General features: G+C 41.6%; 20 protein-coding genes. 15 read left to right on the plus strand and 5 right to left on the minus strand.

Annotated features, from left to right (window positions below; all coding sequences use genetic code 11):
• The first annotated feature begins 147 nt into the window (after positions 1-147).
• From V7L07_RS00900 to V7L07_RS00925, 6 genes are all read left to right on the plus strand, one after another.
• On the plus strand, positions 148-1,371 hold the full coding sequence (locus V7L07_RS00900) for a group II intron reverse transcriptase (RefSeq protein WP_335054419.1): 1,224 nt from the start codon (positions 148-150) through the stop codon (positions 1,369-1,371).
• A gap of 71 nt (positions 1,372-1,442) precedes the next feature.
• Positions 1,443-1,790, plus strand: a complete 348-nt coding sequence (locus V7L07_RS00905) for a Lin0512 family protein (RefSeq protein ID WP_335054200.1) — start codon at positions 1,443-1,445, stop codon at positions 1,788-1,790.
• 90 nt (positions 1,791-1,880) lie between these two features.
• Entirely contained in the window at positions 1,881-2,219 is a 339-nt protein-coding gene (locus V7L07_RS00910) for a hypothetical protein (RefSeq protein ID WP_335054202.1), read from the plus strand.
• Positions 2,220-2,870: 651 nt separating this feature from the next.
• Positions 2,871-4,055: an AbrB family transcriptional regulator gene (locus tag V7L07_RS00915; protein WP_335054204.1), complete on the plus strand. Its 1,185-nt coding sequence runs from the start codon at positions 2,871-2,873 to the stop codon at positions 4,053-4,055.
• Between the two features lie 146 nt (positions 4,056-4,201).
• Positions 4,202-5,014, plus strand: a complete 813-nt coding sequence (locus tag V7L07_RS00920) for a DUF1838 domain-containing protein (RefSeq protein WP_335054206.1) — start codon at positions 4,202-4,204, stop codon at positions 5,012-5,014.
• A gap of 215 nt (positions 5,015-5,229) precedes the next feature.
• On the plus strand, positions 5,230-6,153 hold the full coding sequence (locus tag V7L07_RS00925) for a nucleotidyltransferase domain-containing protein (RefSeq protein WP_335054208.1): 924 nt from the start codon (positions 5,230-5,232) through the stop codon (positions 6,151-6,153).
• 198 nt (positions 6,154-6,351) lie between these two features.
• Here the strand turns inward: V7L07_RS00925 and V7L07_RS00930 are convergent, their stop codons facing one another.
• Complete coding sequence (locus V7L07_RS00930) at positions 6,352-6,597, minus strand: hypothetical protein (RefSeq protein WP_335054210.1); 246 nt, start codon at positions 6,595-6,597, stop codon at positions 6,352-6,354.
• A 9-nt stretch (positions 6,598-6,606) separates the two neighbouring features.
• Positions 6,607-6,984, minus strand: coding sequence for a DUF5678 domain-containing protein (locus tag V7L07_RS00935; RefSeq protein WP_335054212.1), 378 nt, complete (start codon positions 6,982-6,984; stop codon positions 6,607-6,609).
• 168 nt (positions 6,985-7,152) lie between these two features.
• Between V7L07_RS00935 and V7L07_RS00940 the strand changes: the two genes are divergently transcribed.
• Positions 7,153-7,878: a Uma2 family endonuclease gene (locus V7L07_RS00940; RefSeq protein ID WP_335054215.1), complete on the plus strand. Its 726-nt coding sequence runs from the start codon at positions 7,153-7,155 to the stop codon at positions 7,876-7,878.
• Positions 7,879-8,029: 151 nt separating this feature from the next.
• Here V7L07_RS00940 and V7L07_RS00945 read toward each other — a convergent pair whose 3' ends face one another.
• The gene (locus tag V7L07_RS00945) at positions 8,030-8,968 is read right to left on the minus strand and encodes an NAD-dependent epimerase/dehydratase family protein (RefSeq protein ID WP_335054217.1); all 939 of its coding nucleotides are present in this window, start codon (positions 8,966-8,968) and stop codon (positions 8,030-8,032) included.
• 308 nt (positions 8,969-9,276) lie between these two features.
• Here V7L07_RS00945 and V7L07_RS00950 point away from each other — a divergent pair, with 308 nt between their 5' ends.
• The 7 genes from V7L07_RS00950 (at position 9,277) to V7L07_RS00980 (ending at position 16,243) form a co-directional block, all read left to right on the plus strand.
• Positions 9,277-10,419, plus strand: coding sequence for a glycosyltransferase (locus tag V7L07_RS00950; protein ID WP_335054219.1), 1,143 nt, complete (start codon positions 9,277-9,279; stop codon positions 10,417-10,419).
• Positions 10,420-10,530: 111 nt separating this feature from the next.
• Entirely contained in the window at positions 10,531-11,289 is a 759-nt protein-coding gene (locus V7L07_RS00955; protein WP_179069115.1) for a sugar transferase, read from the plus strand.
• A gap of 481 nt (positions 11,290-11,770) precedes the next feature.
• Positions 11,771-12,850, plus strand: coding sequence for a GDP-mannose 4,6-dehydratase (gene gmd / locus V7L07_RS00960; RefSeq protein WP_334774759.1), 1,080 nt, complete (start codon positions 11,771-11,773; stop codon positions 12,848-12,850).
• Between the two features lie 23 nt (positions 12,851-12,873).
• Positions 12,874-13,818, plus strand: coding sequence for a GDP-L-fucose synthase family protein (locus V7L07_RS00965; RefSeq protein WP_335054221.1), 945 nt, complete (start codon positions 12,874-12,876; stop codon positions 13,816-13,818).
• Between the two features lie 201 nt (positions 13,819-14,019).
• On the plus strand, positions 14,020-14,595 hold the full coding sequence (locus V7L07_RS00970; RefSeq protein WP_335054223.1) for a 5-formyltetrahydrofolate cyclo-ligase: 576 nt from the start codon (positions 14,020-14,022) through the stop codon (positions 14,593-14,595).
• Positions 14,596-14,633: 38 nt separating this feature from the next.
• On the plus strand, positions 14,634-15,644 hold the full coding sequence (locus V7L07_RS00975) for a catalase family protein (protein ID WP_335054226.1): 1,011 nt from the start codon (positions 14,634-14,636) through the stop codon (positions 15,642-15,644).
• Positions 15,645-15,901: 257 nt separating this feature from the next.
• Positions 15,902-16,243: a hypothetical protein gene (locus V7L07_RS00980; RefSeq protein WP_099099383.1), complete on the plus strand. Its 342-nt coding sequence runs from the start codon at positions 15,902-15,904 to the stop codon at positions 16,241-16,243.
• 125 nt (positions 16,244-16,368) lie between these two features.
• Here the strand turns inward: V7L07_RS00980 and V7L07_RS00985 are convergent, their stop codons facing one another.
• Entirely contained in the window at positions 16,369-16,833 is a 465-nt protein-coding gene (locus V7L07_RS00985; RefSeq protein WP_335054228.1) for a hypothetical protein, read from the minus strand.
• 50 nt (positions 16,834-16,883) lie between these two features.
• Between V7L07_RS00985 and V7L07_RS00990 the strand changes: the two genes are divergently transcribed.
• Positions 16,884-17,720 (plus strand): carbohydrate ABC transporter permease, encoded by an 837-nt coding sequence (locus V7L07_RS00990; RefSeq protein ID WP_335054230.1) that lies wholly within the window; start codon positions 16,884-16,886, stop codon positions 17,718-17,720.
• A 61-nt stretch (positions 17,721-17,781) separates the two neighbouring features.
• Here the strand turns inward: V7L07_RS00990 and V7L07_RS00995 are convergent, their stop codons facing one another.
• Complete coding sequence (locus V7L07_RS00995) at positions 17,782-18,435, minus strand: sugar transferase (protein WP_335054232.1); 654 nt, start codon at positions 18,433-18,435, stop codon at positions 17,782-17,784.
• Positions 18,436-18,593: the final 158 nt, after the last annotated feature.

Consider the following 18,593-nt stretch of genomic DNA (forward strand, 5'->3'; position numbering starts at 1 on the left):
GCGATGGCGAGGCAACTTTACTATCACTAATTTTTTACTGCTGCTAGGTGCTTTCCTCAGCTTACCTGCTTTGTATACCAATTAGATAGCTAGGGGCAAAAACCGAAATACGTTTTAGATGCCGACATTGCCAAATGTTTCGACCGCATCAACCAAGAAGCACTGCTAACAAAATTAAATACATTCCCCGCCATCCGCAGACAAATTCGTGCATGGTTAAAAGCGGGAGTGATGGATGGTAAGCAGTTGTTCCCAACATCTGAGGGTACGCCACAGGGCGGGGTCATCTCCCCGTTACTGGCAAATATCGCCCTTCACGGGATGGAAGAACGGGTTAAACAGTATGCAGAAACTCTGCCTACTCGAAGTGGTTATGGTAAAGATAGTAACCGTAACTCCCTCAGCCTAATCCGCTACGCCGACGACTTTGTGATTTTTCACAAAGATGTAACCGTTGTCAAAAGATGTAAAGAGATAATCTCCGAATGGTTACAAGGCATGGGTTTGGAATTAAAGCCCAGTAAAACGAGACTCGCTCACACCCTCATACAGTATGAGCAAGAAAAACCAGGATTTGACTTCCTTGGTTTTACGATACAACAATTTCCAGTAGGAAAGTATCACTCGAAACAAGGTTTTAAAACAATCATCACCCCAAGCAAGCAAAAGCAAAAGGTACATTACGACCAAATCGCTAGTGTTATTGAAGCTAATAAGGCAGCACCGCAAGCGGCGCTAATCGACCATTTAAACCCAATTATTAGGGGATGGGCTAACTACTACGCGACTGTGGTAAGTAAGGTTGCTTACTCAGAAATGGACTACCTCATGTACCAAAAGTTAAGAGCTTGGGCAAAACGCCGCCACCCCAACAAGAGCGGGGAATGGGTGTCAAGAAGGTATTGGCAGTCCATAGGCGGTGATAACTGGGTATTCGCAACCAAGAAGGAGGGTCTAACCCCACTTCGGTTAATAAAACACGACAGCACACCGATAGTGCGTCATGTAAAAGTTAAAGGCGAATCGACACCATACAACGGAAACCTGGTTTATTGGAGTACAAGAATGGGTAACAATCCAGAAATGCCAGATAGGATTTCAAAACTCCTAAAAAAGCAAAAAGGAAAGTGTGCCCACTGCGAAATGTTTTTCCGTGAAAACGATGTGATAGAAGTTGACCATAAAATCCCAAAATCGCAAGGTGGTAAGGATTTTCACGATAATTTGCAACTACTTCACCGACATTGCCACGACACAAAGACAGCCAACGATGGCAGTCCTGGTATAAAATCCGGCTGCAATAGTGCCGAGCCTAAGCCCACCAGAAAACTTGAAAAAGCTAATGATAAATGGGTAACGAGGTATGCATGACAAGCACCAAATCATTGAGGAGCCGTGTGAAGGGAAACTTTCACGCACGGTTTTGAAGACCAACGTGGTTGGTGACAACCTCGTTGAGTTTAATAGATCAGCATGGACAAGAACCAACAGTAGCAGCATCTAGGGCAGTACGTAATGCGATCGCTCACAATGCTTTACCTGGTGTTTGGGAAGTTGCAGGTTTAAGTCATCCCAATGAAATGATTATAGAAGTTCAGGTAGCAGTGCCATATCCCGAACAAGTTAGGGAAGAAGAGGTACTTGCTGTTCTACCATTTGGTCGAAAAACTCTCATCGTAGAATCTGGGGGGATGGTAGTTCAAGGGCGGGCTATTCCCGAACTTAATGATAAAAATGACGAAATGTTGATTGCGATCGCTGCTGTTACAGTTCTGATCGAAAATGATTAACTGAGGCTCTGCGCTAAACTAAAAAATATTGGGATAGAAATCTCTGGCAGTAAGTTCAATACACCAATAATCTTTACCACTGCGGCGATCATGTCTCAAGAGCATAACGAATCACTCCAACTTCAGGAAATCACCAAACTCAAACCGAAACACTTTGCTGATTTAGTCAGATCGGCACAATTGGTTTTCGACCCCACAGCTGGAGTTTCGGGAAGAAATATCACAGTTGACTGGGAACAATTCGGAATTCCCCATGATGTAGCGGATAATCTCAAATTACTTGGTCAGCAGTACCAGTATGCATCTCCTCACATCCCCGTTGAAGTCATTTGGAGTAAATTAACTCCAGAAACTCGTATTTGGTTTGTTGAAAATAAAGATCGGTTGTGGCAGCTTGAAGAAGCTTTCCCAGCCCTTGATGAAGATTAAGGGACTTCCAAATAAAAAAATATCCTATCGTTTTTACGGCAGGGGGCAGGGGGTAGGGAGCAGGGGGAAAGAAAATCGTTTTGATTTGGTTAAATTGGATAATTTATTTCTTGAAAGTCCCTAAGAGACCTCCACAAAAAGAAATGCCCAATTGTCATTGCGAATGGAGCGTTCGCAGTAGCGTCTCGTAGAGAAGCGAAATGAAGCAACCGCAAAATCTTGGGATTGCTTTGCTACACTCCGTTTCGTACCCTGCGGGAACGCCAAGGGCGAACGCAATGACAGCTTTTGGATCAATCATTCTGTGGAGTTCTCTAAACGGCTGAACCATTGAAAGGAATACCAATTATTTATAGGGGTACGACGGCTGTTGTGCCCCTATAATTTATAAAAATTATTAGTTTGAATGGAACACGCGATAAATTTAGACCTAGTAGACTGTGGCATTGTTGATTTGACAGACTAGTAGTTACAGCAGTTTTCTATTGCATAAAGTACAAAGTTACGGGTTTGGAGTCAGGAGGTAGAAACTCTTTATATCTAATGCGTGAGTCTTGTATTTTGTACCTAACTTAAAAAGCAAACTGCCGTATCTTGTGCGATCGCATTAGCTTGAGTACATAAGTTAAATTAATAAGAAAGCTTGTATAGATGAATCAAAGCCCAAGTGTGACTCCAAACCTGGAAGAACATACTCATGAAAATCCTATTGTTACCAAACAACAGTTATTTGCAAAGCAACTAATTGTCCTGATCTTGGAAATGCTTCTGGCATTACCTCTGGGTTTACTCCTCGCTAAGTTCCAAATTGGCAGAATTGCCTGGATATTCGGCGGGATTGCCGCTGGTACACTGGTTCTTCAAGGGTGTCGAATTCTTTATCAATATTCCCCCCAACCTAACCGCACTGCGAGAAAAGTCGGAATGGCACTTGTCGGCTTAACTGTTGGTGCTTCCAATGCCCACGCTAATCTAGCTAGTGTTGCTTCTGGTATTCCCATTTTTATTTTTCTTACCTTGTTTCTGCTGCTGAGTGGTAGCTGTATTGGTTACATTTACTCCCGCATCAGCAAAACCAACCTATTGACAGCAATGCTGGCTACAGTTCCAGGTGGTGTGGGAATTATGGCAGCGATCGCCGCCGATTACAATAAAAATGTTAGCTTGGTTGCTCTAGTTCAGGCGATTCGCGTCACCTCTGTAGTTGTTCTAATTCCCTTCATCGCTAGGACATCAGCTGGTAGTTACTATCCTCAAACACTCTCAATCAACAGTACTTGGCTCAATCTCGATCCATCTCAACTAGAATTACTCTTGTTAGTACTGGTAATCACTGGATTAGTAGTTTATCCAGCGATATTATTTAAAATTCCTGCTGGTGATTTCTTTGGTGCATTGTTGATTGGCATCGGGTTTAATCCTTTGCTACATTTGCTGCCTTTTGTGGGTGATATTAGCTTTAGTCCGCCGCCCTTAATTAACTTATTGGGTCAAATGCTCTTAGGAATTACCATTGGTGAATATTGGGGAGATAAACCCAACTTTAGAAAGCAGACTGTTGGCTACGCCTTGATATCTGTAGGCATGACCCTCGTAGCCGGAGCGATCGCTGCTATACTTGCGATGCAATTAACCTCTTGGGATTGGTTAACCTGTCTGCTAGTCACAGCACCAGGAGGATCGGCAGAAATGATCCTGGTTTCTCTGGCATTGAATCATAATGTTGAAATTGTGACAACGGGTCATTTAGTGCGACTGATTGCGATTAATAGTTCCCTGCCACTTTGGGTGTTTTTGTTTCGCCGTCTGGATGAGCAATTTTCTGAACCAGTTTAATTCTTTGAAGGGATTAGGGATTGGGGACTGGGGACTGGGCGAAAGAGTTAAGGGACTTCCAAATAAAAAAATATTCAATTGACAAAGATGCAACTTTAATGCTGATAGCTTATTCTTTTGTTATCCAAACACAAAGGATGCTTTAGATGGTTGCCCAAATCCAAGAACTTGAAGCCCAGCACTGGGTTAAAACTCGTTCTTCCCTCGACCCTAGCGAATCCACTTTCCTGATTTGGAAAGGTAAAATTTACGCTTTTATCCCCGGTGAGAAAAGACAACTCCTCTTTAAAATCCTGGGATTGAGTGTTAGCCGATGTATTCCCACAGCAGAAGGTGGCTGGGATTTTACATCTAGGGAACTAACTTATTACCTCAATCCAAAAACAGATGAAATCTTACCCAAATGGGAGAATCCTTGGACAGGCGAGACAGTTCCGGTGATTCACGTTGCCAATAATCCCGTGCAGGGAAGGTTTGAGGGAAATTTTCCCGCACAAGTAGATGGTGACAGCACAACCTTCGTTTTTGATATATTTCCCCATTACCCTAATCCTTTAGCAGACGATCCCAAATTTGCCGAATACAGCCCAAATCCAATTTATCAGGCAGCGGAATTGTTTAAATTAACAGTGCCAACCACAGATTTATTCAACCCAGCACTTTCCTCGGTTTCTGAACTCAAACTGAGTTGGGATAGAATTGGTCAATGGCTTCCCTGGATGAAAATGGGCGATCGCCCCGGTCAACTTATCTACAGTGCTGTTGGTAGCAAAGTCAATGGTTTAACAGAACTGCCCCCAGTGCTGCAAGACGAAATTAATAACCGTATTCCTCTATATAAACAAGCCCCAAAAGAATTGATAGATGGAGAAGATATGACTTCCTGGTTATACTTCCAAAAGCATTTTCCAGCTTACTTGGCTGGTGAAATCTTCCCGCTTCCCCAAGCAGAAGAGTGAGGAATGAGAAGAGGCAAAGGAGAAGACTTTTCCCGTCTGCAAGAGCAGCATCCCGCCCCTGAAGCCTCTTTGTCAATGCTCCTGACTTTTCACGTTATGTGGAAAAGCCAACGATTGACCTAACTCCCTAACCCCCAACTCGGCGCGGGAAGGGAGAAAATTCAAAGTCTCTCCCCTAAAAAAAGAGAGATTTAGAGAGAGGTTTTCCAGATACCGTGAAAAGTCAGATCAATGCTCAATGCCTAATACTTCTCTATGAGAGGCTGTGCCAATGGCTTCTCATAGAAACGCACTCGCGTTCTCTCAGTACAAGTGCCCAATACCCTGAAGATAGTATGGCTGTTCCCGAACCCCAAAAAGAGCTTCTAGAGAAGATTCTGGGAAGCTTGAAGACGGATGACCGCTTGCTAGGTGTAGCCATCGGTGGTTCCTATTTGAGTGGAGAAATGGATGAGTACTCAGACCTTGATCTGATTATTGTTGTAGACAATGTTCATTATGAGCAAGTTTTAAAAGAGCGTCAGTTTTTAGCCAGTAAACTAGGGAAACTTCTAGTAGCTTTTACCGGTGAACACGTTGGCGAACCCAGATTGCTAATCTGTCTTTATGACAGTCCTTTGATACACGTTGATTTGAAGTTTTTGCTTTTACAAGATTTCCAAACAGACCGCGTAGAAAATCCGATTATTCTATGGGAGCGAGGAAATCTACTAACCTTGGCTGTTTCAGATAATCCACGGAACTATCCACCCTTTGATCCCCAGTGGATTGAAGACCGCTTTTGGGTGTGGGTACATTATGGTGCAACTAAATTAGGAAGAGGTGAACTTTTTGAAGTCATTGATTTTCTTTCTTTTCTGCGTGGGCAAGTTCTAGCGCCATTAGCCAAGGTGCAAGCTGGACTGCTTCCACGCGGTGTAAGAAATTTGGAAATGGAAATTCCATCTTATTTGAATGATTTTCGTCAAACTATTCCCACTAAACATGACCAAGAGGAAATTGCGCGATCGCTTCAACATACAATTCGCTTGTACTGTCACCTTCGCTCTACATTGACAATGCCAGAGTTGATTATCCGCTCTCAAGCAGAAGCCGCTTCCACTAAGTATTTAGAAAAAGTAATAGATGACTTGAAATAGCGCTAAGAAAACTCAAGGTTTCCCTCGTTCCCAGTCGGAGACTGGGAATGCTCGTCTTTGAGGCTCCGCCTCTCGAACTCGCGGCAGAGACGCCTTTGAGTTGCATTTCCAGTCTCCGGCTGGAAACGAGGTTTTAAAGGAGTTTTAGCTTAAGTTGACACCAATGAGCAATGCTGTGCCCTATTGTGTATTGCTTTTTTATAATTTCAAATCTTCACGCCATGTAAAAATAATTTGCTCCTCAGCTTGCCTAAATTCAATATTAAATTTATCAAATACAACTTCTCGCCCTAAAAGCAATTGTTTTCCGCCTGTATTGGTTTGTAACCATGCGACAGGAGTAATAAAATTGTGTTCATCAATTGTCATTTCGACATTACGTAAAACGTACTCAACTCTGCCACCTATAGTTTTTGCCAACAAAGTTGATTCTGAATCAGCCAAAGCATAGCCTCAGTCTTGACCAACTTTTAATGAAATTAAACTTAATTCAGCACCAGAATCTACTAACATTGTTGTATTAGATTCTATATTTCCGTGTTTTAAAATCACGCTATAGTTTGGTTGCCAATCATGGCGAGCAACGGTGCGGAAGCGAATTGGTAAAATTTCTATAGAAGCAGTGCGACGCGGAACTAGGTAAATTAAAAAAGGCTGTTTTGCAGCATTAGCTAACGCTAAAACTTCTCGTAAGTTTTCGCTATGAGCAATTATTCCATTTGTATTGTAAGCGATATATTTATTTTTATATAAATCTAATAACATCTGGCGGTTACGATTCAACCACTTAAGTATTTCATCTCTTTCTCTTTTAGAGGGCGTTGTGTTCATATATTTAATAACAAAATTAAACTGATAAAATATTCTGGTGAATATGGATTAAAAACCTTGGAGAATTTTAGAGATAGATGTTATTAAATGGGTATCTTATTTATTAGATTGACATAATAAGTACTAAAAAATCATTTATCTTAAAGTTAGTCGGTCAAGATTTCCCTTATGTACCAAACAGACCCACCTCGTCCTGCAAAAGAAACCCTACCCACGATGTACGATCTTCCCAGTGAATACCCTGAGGACTCTGGTTTGCCTGACGAATTTCACCTTTTTCAACCCCAACTTCTGCGCGAAACCTTTTATCCACCTAACTATCCAGCAGAGGAGGTATTTGTTGCCACTGACATAAACCTTTATTATGACCTCCGGCATACACTGTGGTACAAACGCCCAGACTGGTTTGCTGCTGTGGGAGTTTCGCGTCTCTACGAACAGCAAAACTTGCGTCTGAGTTATGTCATTTGGCAAGAAGGAGTTGCTCCTTTTGTAGTGGTAGAATTGCTTTCTCCTGGCACTGAAAAAGAAGACTTAGGACAAACTCTGCGAGAGATAAACCAACCGCCTACCAAATGGGAAGTTTATGAGCGGATTTTGCGAGTTCCTTACTACATTGTATTTGACCGCTACACTGACAAACTCCAAGTGTTCCAATTAGTTGCAGACCGCTACAGCGAATTGGACTTGAATACCCCACGAGTGTGGATGCCGGGTTTAGAACTGGGCTTAGGACTTTGGCAAGGTTCTTACCAAGGAATTGAGCGATTATGGCTACGTTGGTATGATGCCAGTGGGAATTGGCTTCCCACACCCCTTGAACGAGAAAGTCAACGTGCTAACAGATTAGCAGCACAACTGCGAGAGTTAGGCGTTAACCCTGATGAGTTATGAAAACGCCATCGCATCAGCAAAACGGGCGGTTATAAACCGTGTCTACACAAACAAAAGCTACCGATACCTGGGTTTCAAACCCTTGATTTGACCTTAGTCCGCGGAGGCGGACAATGCCAGTGTAGCCGCGAGTTCTATTCGCCCTGGCTAGTTACAACGCTTGTAGAATCTCCTCATCTACAGAGAAATCAACATCGGCTTGATCTTTTGCATTAGCCAAATAATCATTTTCCAAAGAGTCTTGTAACCCAGAAATCAAATCATATTCAGGATGCCAGTTTAATTCTGTTTGCGCTTTATTCACCGAAGCAAAGAAATGCTGCACCCGCATTGGAAAAGCTTTGCGCTTGCCGAAATCAAACTTTTTCGGGTCGTAATGGACGATTTTTACACTATCAGGTGATTTACCAGCCGCTACAGCACTAGCACGGGCTAAACCATCAAAAGTGACAAAGCGATCGCCAGAGATATTATAAATCTGTCCTATGGCTTGTTCATTGCCAAAAACCTTAGTCATTGCTAGTGCCAAGTCTTTTACATGACCTAGCTGGGTGATATGCAGGCCATTTCCGGGAATGGGAATGGGGCGATCGCGCACAATTCTGTCAAAAAACCAGCCTTCCAACTCATTATAATTACGAGGCCCGTAAATATAAGTAGGGCGAATCGAAGTGAAGGGCAATCCCAATTCAGTCAGGTAAGTTTCTGTTTCATGTTTGCCCTTGTGCCGACTTTTGGGATCTACTGGATCGCCTTCTATGTGGGGCAATTGGTCAGATTTGAGATAAACTCCCGCAGAACTCATATACACAAAATGTTGCACTCGGTCTTGAAAAATCTCTGCTAGTGGTTGAGTATCAGTAAGTTCACGTGCGTTGTTGTCAAAAATGACATCAAAGTTTTCTTGTGATAACTTTGCCTTTAATTGAGTAGCATCTGTGCGATCGCCTATAATTTGTCCTACTCCCTGTAAAGAAGGTGCTGGTCGATTCCCACGATTGAACAGCACCACCTCATGTCCTTGTTCCACTAGTAGTTGAGTTAAATAAACACCAATGAACCGAGTACCACCCATAATCAGAATTCGCATAAATTCACCCTTTATATATCAGTTTTCATCAAGGGATTGGGGAGTAGAGTAGGGACTAGGGACTGGGGACTGAGAACAGGGAGAAGAATTTTCCCCTCCGCCCCTGCACCCTGCCCCTCTGTCTCTTTTCAATGCCCCATTCCCCATTCCCAATCTGAGATTATCAGGTTGCAGCATCCATCTGGAACCTCTCAGGGAAAGATACCGTCTTCTGTGCTAATCTGGGGCGCTTCCCATTCATTAATCACAAGAGGAAACTTTTCAGTCGGAGTCTAAGAAAACTATCTTCAATTTTGAATTGTTTAGCTGTGCCCTTGAAATATGCTCTAGTTCATGAGTGGCTGACACCCAAAGCCACTGGTGGTTCAGAACTCGTTGTACGAGAAATTTTGAATCACATTGATGCTGATTTGTATGCTCTCATCGATTTTGAATCCAGCAATAGAGAAAGTTATTTATATAAGCGTCAAATTGGCAAGACGTTTCTCCAAAACTTTCCTTATGCCCGCAACGGTATACAAAAATACTTGCCTTTGTGGCCTTTGGCAATTGAACAACTTGATTTGCGGCATTATGATGTAATACTGTCTTCATCTCACGCTGTTGCCAAAGGAATCCTGACCACTCCCGAACAGATGCATATTTGCTACTGTCACAGCCCTATGCGCTACGCCTGGGACTTGACTTTTGATTATCTGCGCCACAGCAAACTAGGTAGTGGCTTACCTGGGTGGGTGACGCGATATTTATTACATCGTTTGCGCCAGTGGGATGTATTGAGTGCCAATCGCGTTGATTACTTCATTGCCAACTCACAGCATACAGCTCGGCGGATTTGGCGTTGCTATCGGCGAGAAGCAACAGTCATTTACCCACCAGTGAATATTGCAGAATTTCCATTTTTGTCTGAGAAAGAGGAATTTTACCTGACAGTTTCTCGGTTGGTAAGTTACAAGCAAATATCGTTGATTGTCAAGGCTTTTAATCAACTAAAACGACCATTAGTAGTCATTGGTACAGGAGATGAAATGAACAAGATTCGTGAGATGGCAAACTCCAACATCCAAATACTGGGATGGCAACCTGATAATGTGGTAAAAAAATATATGTCTAGGGCTAAGGCGTTTGTATATGCAGCCTGTGAAGATTTTGGGATTGCCCTAGTGGAAGCACAGGCCTGCGGCACGCCAGTAATTGCTTACGGTGCAGGAGGCGCTCTAGAAACAGTGCGAGATATCCGCTCGTTTGTGGATACAGGGACAGGTATATTTTTCAGGACGCAAACAGAGGCAGCTTTAGTGGAGGCAGTAGAAAAGTTTGAAATATATCAGGGTTCGTTCAGTTCCGAGTATATGCGATCGCACGCCGCACAGTTTTCACCGCAAATCTTTGCCGAGCGTTATCTAGACTTTGTAAACAAATGCAACGAAAAAAGACCGTTTTCGCAATGATGGTCTTGGTTAGCGTCTTATTTTTTTAGGCTTTTGGCAATTTCCCCCAGAAGAACCTCATTTTGGCTTTAATATTGGGACTATGTGTGGTGTGGATTATTAAGGAGTATGATGACTGCCCAGAGCTCACTCCTCTCCGGCAAGCGGGGCGTACGGCAAGACACTAAAGCGTCTACGCGTACTTTCTTAAAACGCGGTCAAAAAACAAAGACGCCAAAAGTTAAACCCAAAGGTTTATCTTTTCAGGGTTTAAACGGAGAGTTTGCCAAACGACTGTTCGATATAGTGTTTTCGCTGTCGGTATTAATTTTGTTCTTCCCCGTCTACTTAATTTTGGCTTTGCTGATTGCCTTCAGCTCAGAAGGCCCAATATTTTATGTCCAGGAACGGGTAGGAAAAAATTACAAAGCGTTTAATTGTATTAAATTCCGAACAATGGTAAGCAATGCAGACGAAATCCTCATGCAAATGATGGAAACATCGCCCGAATTGCGACAAGAATTTGAAAGCAGTTTTAAGCTAAAACAAGACCCCCGGATAACCAAAATTGGTCAATTTTTGCGAATTACTAGCTTAGACGAATTTCCCCAGTTCTGGAATGTTTTAAAAGGAGACATGAGTGTAGTCGGTCCTCGACCCTTGGTAGCAGAAGAACTGCCAAAATACGGTTGTCACATTGATGAGATTTTAACAATCCGTCCAGGAATTACTGGTTTGTGGCAGGTATCTGGGCGTAATGACATTCCCTACCCTCGGCGAGTCCAAATAGACCTGCATTATGTCAAATTTCGGAATTTCTGGCTTGATTTATGGATCATCTTGAAAACTGTTGATGTAGTCATTTTGCCCAAAAATAACGGGGCATACTGAGTAGCTACTTAGGGTCGATTCTGTGGGGCAGTTAATGCCCCTAAAACTAAAAAATTGTTCATCTTTATTTATATAATTATCTATATTTTGCGTACTTCTACTTAACTCAGAATTCTTTGAGTGTTTATTAGTAGCTCCTTTTGCCCTGATTTAGATTTTTACCAAAAGTCTAAATTTCAAACTTCACAAAATCAGAGATATGTGAAGTTTTGACAAAAATAACAAGATGTACGAAAAGAATCTTAATTTATTTGGTATAAGAAAAATTATACATAATACATAATTATAATTAAACAATCTTGCTCTATTAAGGTTGGACTTACGCGTTAAATTACTTTTTATTAAGTATATTTATTTACGTAAAAATTTTTATGGCAACAATAACTCGTAGGTTTCCCATTAGGCAATTGAGCAATTAGTTGCTAGGTTGTATCAGATTGCCTGTAACTTTTTAATCAAAGACAATAAGGTATAATTGAGCATGACGCAACAGAAACGAGCGTTAATTACTGGTATTACTGGTCAAGATGGTTCATATCTGAGTGAGTTTTTGTTGGAACAAGGTTATGAGGTTCATGGCATCATTCGCCGGACTTCTACCTTCAACACAGACCGCATCGATCACATTTATGAAGATCCCCACAAAGATGGAGTGCGGTTATTTCTTCACTACGGAGACTTGACAGATGGTACGACGTTGCGGCGTATTTTAGAAGAAGTAAAGCCAGTAGAGATTTACAACCTCGGCGCTCAATCCCATGTTAGAGTCAGCTTTGATTCACCAGAATACACGGTGGATGCTGTAGGAATGGGAACACTGCGTCTGTTGGAAGCAATTCGAGACTACCAACATCGTACTGGTATTCAGGTACGATTTTACCAGGCGGGTTCTTCAGAAATGTATGGTTTAGTACAAGCAGTACCTCAAACTGAGACAACGCCCTTTTATCCCCGTAGTCCCTATGCCTGTGCAAAAGCTTACGCCCATTGGCAAACTGTAAATTATCGTGAGTCTTATAATTTATTTGCTTGTAACGGCATACTTTTTAACCACGAGTCACCACGGCGGGGTGAAACTTTTGTAACCCGTAAAATTACTAGAGCCGTGGCTGGTATCGTTGCTGGTAAGCAGAAAAAGATTTACATGGGTAATCTAGATGCCAAGCGAGATTGGGGTTATGCGAAGGATTACGTCAAAGCAATGTGGTTGATGTTGCAGAAAGATCAGCCAGATGATTACGTAATTGCTACTGGTGAAACCCATTCAGTGCGGGAGTTTTTGGAACTAGCATTTAGTTATGTGAATCTCAATTGGCAAGATTATGTAGAGTTTGATGAGCGTTACCTCCGTCCATCTGAGGTAGAACTGTTGATTGGCGATTCTACTAAAGCACGCCAGAATTTAGGCTGGGCACCATCAGTAACCTTTGAAGAACTAGTTTCCTTAATGGTAGAAGCCGACTTACAAGCATTAGGTCACACATCACCCAATGGTAATGGTTCGCAATTTCCAAATGATATTGCGACTATTCGTCAACAACTGGGCGCTTTACACTTCTGATTCGCAGCACAGAGGATAAAAATATGACCGCCTTAGAACTAAAAAATAAACGCATTCTCGTCACCGGTGGGTCAGGGTTTCTAGGTCGTCAGGTGATAGATCAACTGTGTAAAGCTGGGGCTGATCGTGAGAAGATTACGATACCGCGATCGCGTGATTCTGATCTGCGTGTATGGGAAAATAGCCAACGTGCAGTTGACCAACAAGACATCATTATTCACCTAGCAGCTCATGTCGGTGGTATTGGTTTGAACCGCGAAAAACCCGCAGAGCTGTTCTACGATAACTTGATTATGGGAACCCAGCTAATCCACGCTGCCTATCAAGCTGGAGTAGAAAAATTTGTTTGTATTGGCACAATCTGCGCCTATCCTAAATTCACTCCCGTGCCATTCAAAGAAGATGACCTTTGGAATGGCTACCCAGAGGAAACCAACGCCCCTTACGGAATTGCCAAAAAAGCACTTTTAGTCCAATTGCAATCTTACCGCCAGCAGTACGGTTTTAATGGGATTTACTTACTGCCAGTAAATTTGTATGGACCAGAAGATAACTTTGACCCTGGAAGTTCCCATGTGATTCCCGCATTAGTTCGCAAAGTTCACGAAGCCCAAATTAAAGCAGAAAAGCAACTTCCAGTTTGGGGTGATGGCAGTCCCACCCGTGAGTTTCTGTATTCAGAAGATGCAGCGAGGGGGATTGTTTTGGGGACTCAATTATATAACGAATCGGAACCAGTTAACTTGGGAACCGGTTATGAAATCTCCATCCTAAATTTAGTAACTCTAATCGCCGAATTGATGGAGTTTAAGGGTGAAATTGTTTGGCAAACTGACAAGCCTAATGGTCAACCCCGTCGCTGTTTAGATACTGAACGGGCGAATCTTGCCTTTAATTTCACGGCCCAGGTGAGTTTTGAAGAAGGGCTAAAAAATACCATTGAGTGGTATCGTCAACACGCTGCATAACGATGTACTAGTCCCGGATTTCTCACCAGATTTATCAAACTGAAGTGCAGAGGTCGTAGGAGCGGGTTAAGCAAGACATTCATGAATGATGGATCATATATGTTAACCCGTCCCTACTGAAGAGTGAGAAATTCGGATAATAAGTGTAAGGTACTTAAGCTGGGCATTGCCCAGCTTATTTATTTGCAGCTATAAATTTTCATGGACAAAGTTAATCATCAATTAAATAAAGCAGAACTACGCCGCACTCTACTCAAAACACGTCAATCAATGTCCGTTGGAGAATGGAGAGAAAAAAGCGATCGCTTATGCTCTCATTTACAAAACTCTACTTTGTTTACCCAAGCAAAAACAATCCTCGCTTATTTCAGCTTTCGCCAAGAACCTGACCTCAGTCCCTTATTTGCAAACACCAAATATCGCTGGGGATTTCCTCGCTGCGTTGAGAAATCTCTGTGTTGGCATATTTGGACACCTGATGATTCTGTCCAAAGCGGCGCTTATGGCATTACTGAACCTCACCCAGACACTCCAATTTTAGATGCTGCGGAAGTAGATTTGATTCTCGTCCCTAGTGTAGCTTGCGACTATCAAGGATATCGTTTGGGTTATGGTGGCGGATATTACGATCGCTTGCTCAGTTTACCGCAGTGGCAGACAAAGCCGACTATCGGAATTGTCTTTGATTTTGCCTATTTCTCCCAAATACCGATTGAGCTTTGGGATAAACCACTACAAGCTGTTTCTACGGAAACCGGATTGACTCAGAAAGGCTGAAGGATTCAGGATAATGAAGACACATTATCAAATGTTTTATGACTAACCCAACGTCATCTACCACTGAGCAAGAAGCAATAATTGACGAGATTATCGCAAGTAGTCTTCAAGCTCAACAAAAAAATGGCCCAGACCTCCGCCAAATTCATAGCAAAAGTCATGGACTGCTTTGGGGAGAGTTTATTATTGAACCCAATCTTCCTGAAGACCTGAGAGTAGGTTTATTCAAAACGCCCCAAACCTATCCTGCGTGGATTCGGTTCTCTAGCGGTGGTTCGCCTCAAAAGCGTGGTAAATTCAACTCCGATAGCCAGCCTGATGTTCGTGGTATTGCCATTAAGGTAATGAATGTGGACGGGCAGAAAGTGCTGGATGATGAAGAAAAAACCCAAGATTTTATACTCAACAATTATCCTACTTTCTTGGCTAAAGACGTTCGTGATTACGCGGATCTCTCCAAAGCAGGTAGTGGACAACTTACCCCAGAGCGGCTGGAAGAACTTGGTTACGCATTTGCGATCTTGCAAAAAATTGGTAGCCAAAAGGTAGGAAATCCGCTTTTGATTCAATATTGGAGCATGGCTCCGTTTAAATTTGGTAGTCGCATTGTCAAATTATCTGTCAAATCTCAACAGCCGGAACAACCACCAGAAACGCTTCCAGAATCGGAAAATTACCTCCGAGAAACGCTAGTCAAATATTTGACTGAAGAAGGTCGAGAAGCATCTTTTGACTTCTTCATTCAATTTTATGTAGATGATGAAAAAACGCCGATTGAAGACCATATCAAAGAGTGGCAAGAAGTAGATTCACCGTTTATTAAAGTTGCAACTGTCCGCATTCCTAGTCAGAAATTTGACTTTGAAGAACGCAAACGCTTAGATGAAGGTTCGCTATTTTCCCCTTGGCATACACTACTAGAGCATGAGCCTGTTGGTAGTATGAATCTCTCTCGCAAGAGGCTTTATAGCGAACTTGCAAAATATCGACGAGAACAAATTACTCAACGTTTGCGAGAACCACAACCTTATGTTGCAGTTGAAGATTAACTACTGTGAATTGGCTTCAAACTGTAAGATGATAGGCTATGAGCCTACTTGATTAGATACGATTTCTGGTGTTGCTGATTTGATGTATAAAGTTTATAAGTTTTGCAACCAAAACTCTTGTAGAGACGTAAGATTTTATGTCTCTACATCTATCTATATGGATTTAGATTCCGACTTATTGAAGAAGTCGGCAATTGCTTTAACCAGATTTTTGATGATAGGTTACGATAAAATTAACCAAATTCTTAAGTAAAGCTATGTCTGACTCAGTTCAGTATGTCACTAACGCACAGGGAGAAAAAGTTGGAGTACTATTAGATTTAGAAACTTACCAACAGCTAACAAACTTATCTGTAGATTCTGAATTATTGATTGGTTTAAACCTAGATGAGTTGCAAGCTTTGGCAGAAAGTTATTTATCTCCCAAAGCTCAGATACAATTACAGGAATTATTAATTAAAAACTCTGAGAATGATTTGTCACATGACGAAACCGAAACCTTAGACAGATTATTGGCGCAAGTTGACCAATTAAATATTCTTAAAACTAGAGCTAGATATACCTTAAATATTTTTCAAAATAAACAGCAAGTAGCGTGAGTGTTTACATTCGTGTTGAATTAAAAAAGTAAGGAAAATCACAATAATTTTGCTGTTTTTAATTGCAAGTCTCCAAATGTAAGCAGTAATTATATATAGGTTTTACTGTATTGAACTATTTCAAATTATCCAAGATTTTCCCATTCACCCCATTCATCCTGACACCAGCCAAGACTACGCCAGTGACCATTATTATTGGATTGTTTTTCAAAAGTAAATGAAAGAAAACTTTCGCCTGTTTTTAGGCGTAACCGATTGTTACCAGTAGTATCGAATAAGAATAGTAAAATACTAACATGAAAAGTATCCTCCGACTCTTCAGTTCCTATGATATCGCCACCAATTAAGGCTGACCAAGTTAAAGATAGAGGGAATTCTCCTTTTTCATCAGTCCATATCCAACGACCAAATGATGGACAATTCGGGTTCTCAATATTTAATTGAATTTCAGGATCGCGGTGAAAATCCTGCCCAACAAACTGATGAAAATCATCTAACAAAGAATCGATGATTTCATACCATATTTCTTTGCGGTATGCTTGTTCTTGTTTTCCTGCCTTCCAAAGCTTCTCTTCAAGTTCTAAATTCATGTTTAAATATCGCAAAATAGTAGGTTTAGAGTATTTAGGTTATTAATAAAATGTTGAACTGGAAAAAATCACGATCGCAGATTCTACTAATGTATGCAGTGTTGGGAGCGATCGCACTGTTGATGCTCTTTCCTTTACTATGGCTAATTAGTACAGCCTTAAAATCGCCGACGGAAAATATTTTTCAGTCGCCGCCACAGTTGCTACCTAGTCAACCAACACTAAATAACTTCTCTAGTGTGTGGAACTCTCTACCTTTTGGACAATACCTCTATAACAGTACTTTGGTGTCAGTGCTGACTGTAGGCTTAAATCTGCTGTTTTGTGCCTTAGCTGCCTATCCGTTGGCGAGATTGTCATTTGTGGGGCGAGACTGGATTTTTATAGCGATTGTCTCCACGATTATGATTCCCTTCCAAATCGTGATGATTCCCCTCTATATTTTGACAGTCCAGTTGGGTTTGACAAATAGTTATTTGGGGATGATTTTTCCCAGTTTAGCTTCTGCCTTTGGCATTTTTCTGTTACGCCAAGCTTTCATGAGTGTCCCCAAAGAAATAGAAGAAGCCGCCCGCATGGATGGCAGCTCAGAGTTAGGATTATGGTGGCATATTATGTTACCGGCAGTTCGCCCAGCACTGGTAACTTTAGCTATTTTTGTATTTATTGGTGCTTGGAGTGACTTTTTGTGGCCTTTAATTGTCATCCAAGACGAAAATTTATATACTCTTCCCTTGGGAGTCGCAAAGCTAGCAGGTACATTTTCCCTTGATTGGCGGTTAGTAGCTGCTGGTTCAGTGATTGCGATCGCCCCAGTATTATTACTATTTCTGTTTTTACAACGTTACATTGTACCCACAGAAACAGGTAGTGGCGTCAAGGGGTGAAGAAGGCAGGGGGCGGGAAGCAGGGGAAGAAATAACGAATGACAAATGACAAATGACAAATTCAATAAGCACCAGTCTTTTTAAATACCACCCAGATAGTTTTAATAATTAGACTCAGGTCATAAGTTACAGACCACTTGCGTTGATAATCTATATCCATTTTGACAATGGTTTCAAAGTCTGTAATGCTCGAACGTCCATTAGCTTGCCATTCTCCGGTAATACCTGGTTTAACTCGTAATCTATCCCAGTGGTGTAGCTCGTAATGGCTGACTTCATCAGGAGTAGGTGGACGAGTACCAACTAAACTCATATCTCCTAACAAAACATTCCAAAATTGAGGAAATTCATCTAAGCTAGTACGCCGTAAAAATTTACCTACAGGAGTAATGCGAGGATCGTCAATAGACTTAAAGATGTGACCTTTAGCTTGATTTTCAACCAAATGCTTAAGTTTATCAGCATCAACAATCATGGAGCGGAATTTCCAGATGCGGAAAGTTTTTCCGTTCAAACCACAACGAATTTGGGAATAAAATATTGGACTTGGCCCATGAATAAAGGTAACAATCGCCACAGGAATTGCTACCATAAATGTGATTATCAGCCCCACAATGGCTCCAACAATGTCAATTAATCGTTTTCTCACGCTCAAAGTTGACGGGTGTGAAGGCTGTTGCGAACAATTAACTGAATAAAGATAAAGATTATTCACAGGGGCTAACTTATTTCATAACAGGAATCTTTTCATCAGTAGTCTAGACATAGACATGATTGTTGGGCGATTTTTAGTGCTGTTGTCCCTACTACTGAGTGTTACTATACACAGATTTTAACCAATATAAAAACCGAAAAGTTAAATTTTACAGAATC

This window comes from Nostoc sp. (genome assembly GCF_036916985.1).
Lineage (GTDB): Bacteria > Cyanobacteriota > Cyanobacteriia > Cyanobacteriales > Nostocaceae > Nostoc.

Excerpts from the sequence above, each read along its gene's own strand:
- V7L07_RS00910 (WP_335054202.1), top strand. The coding sequence starts at position 1,881 with ATGTCTCAAGAGCATAACGAATCACTCCAACTTCAGGAAATCACCAAA.
- V7L07_RS00915 (WP_335054204.1), top strand. The coding sequence starts at position 2,871 with ATGAATCAAAGCCCAAGTGTGACTCCAAACCTGGAAGAACATACTCAT.
- V7L07_RS00920 (WP_335054206.1), top strand. The coding sequence starts at position 4,202 with ATGGTTGCCCAAATCCAAGAACTTGAAGCCCAGCACTGGGTTAAAACT.
- V7L07_RS00935 (WP_335054212.1), bottom strand. The coding sequence starts at position 6,984 with ATGAACACAACGCCCTCTAAAAGAGAAAGAGATGAAATACTTAAGTGG.
- V7L07_RS00940 (WP_335054215.1), top strand. The coding sequence starts at position 7,153 with ATGTACCAAACAGACCCACCTCGTCCTGCAAAAGAAACCCTACCCACG.
- V7L07_RS00945 (WP_335054217.1), bottom strand. The coding sequence starts at position 8,968 with ATGCGAATTCTGATTATGGGTGGTACTCGGTTCATTGGTGTTTATTTA.
- V7L07_RS00955 (WP_179069115.1), top strand. The coding sequence starts at position 10,531 with ATGACTGCCCAGAGCTCACTCCTCTCCGGCAAGCGGGGCGTACGGCAA.
- gmd (WP_334774759.1), top strand. The coding sequence starts at position 11,771 with ATGACGCAACAGAAACGAGCGTTAATTACTGGTATTACTGGTCAAGAT.
- V7L07_RS00965 (WP_335054221.1), top strand. The coding sequence starts at position 12,874 with ATGACCGCCTTAGAACTAAAAAATAAACGCATTCTCGTCACCGGTGGG.
- V7L07_RS00970 (WP_335054223.1), top strand. The coding sequence starts at position 14,020 with ATGGACAAAGTTAATCATCAATTAAATAAAGCAGAACTACGCCGCACT.
- V7L07_RS00975 (WP_335054226.1), top strand. The coding sequence starts at position 14,634 with ATGACTAACCCAACGTCATCTACCACTGAGCAAGAAGCAATAATTGAC.
- V7L07_RS00980 (WP_099099383.1), top strand. The coding sequence starts at position 15,902 with ATGTCTGACTCAGTTCAGTATGTCACTAACGCACAGGGAGAAAAAGTT.
- V7L07_RS00985 (WP_335054228.1), bottom strand. The coding sequence starts at position 16,833 with ATGAATTTAGAACTTGAAGAGAAGCTTTGGAAGGCAGGAAAACAAGAA.
- V7L07_RS00990 (WP_335054230.1), top strand. The coding sequence starts at position 16,884 with ATGTTGAACTGGAAAAAATCACGATCGCAGATTCTACTAATGTATGCA.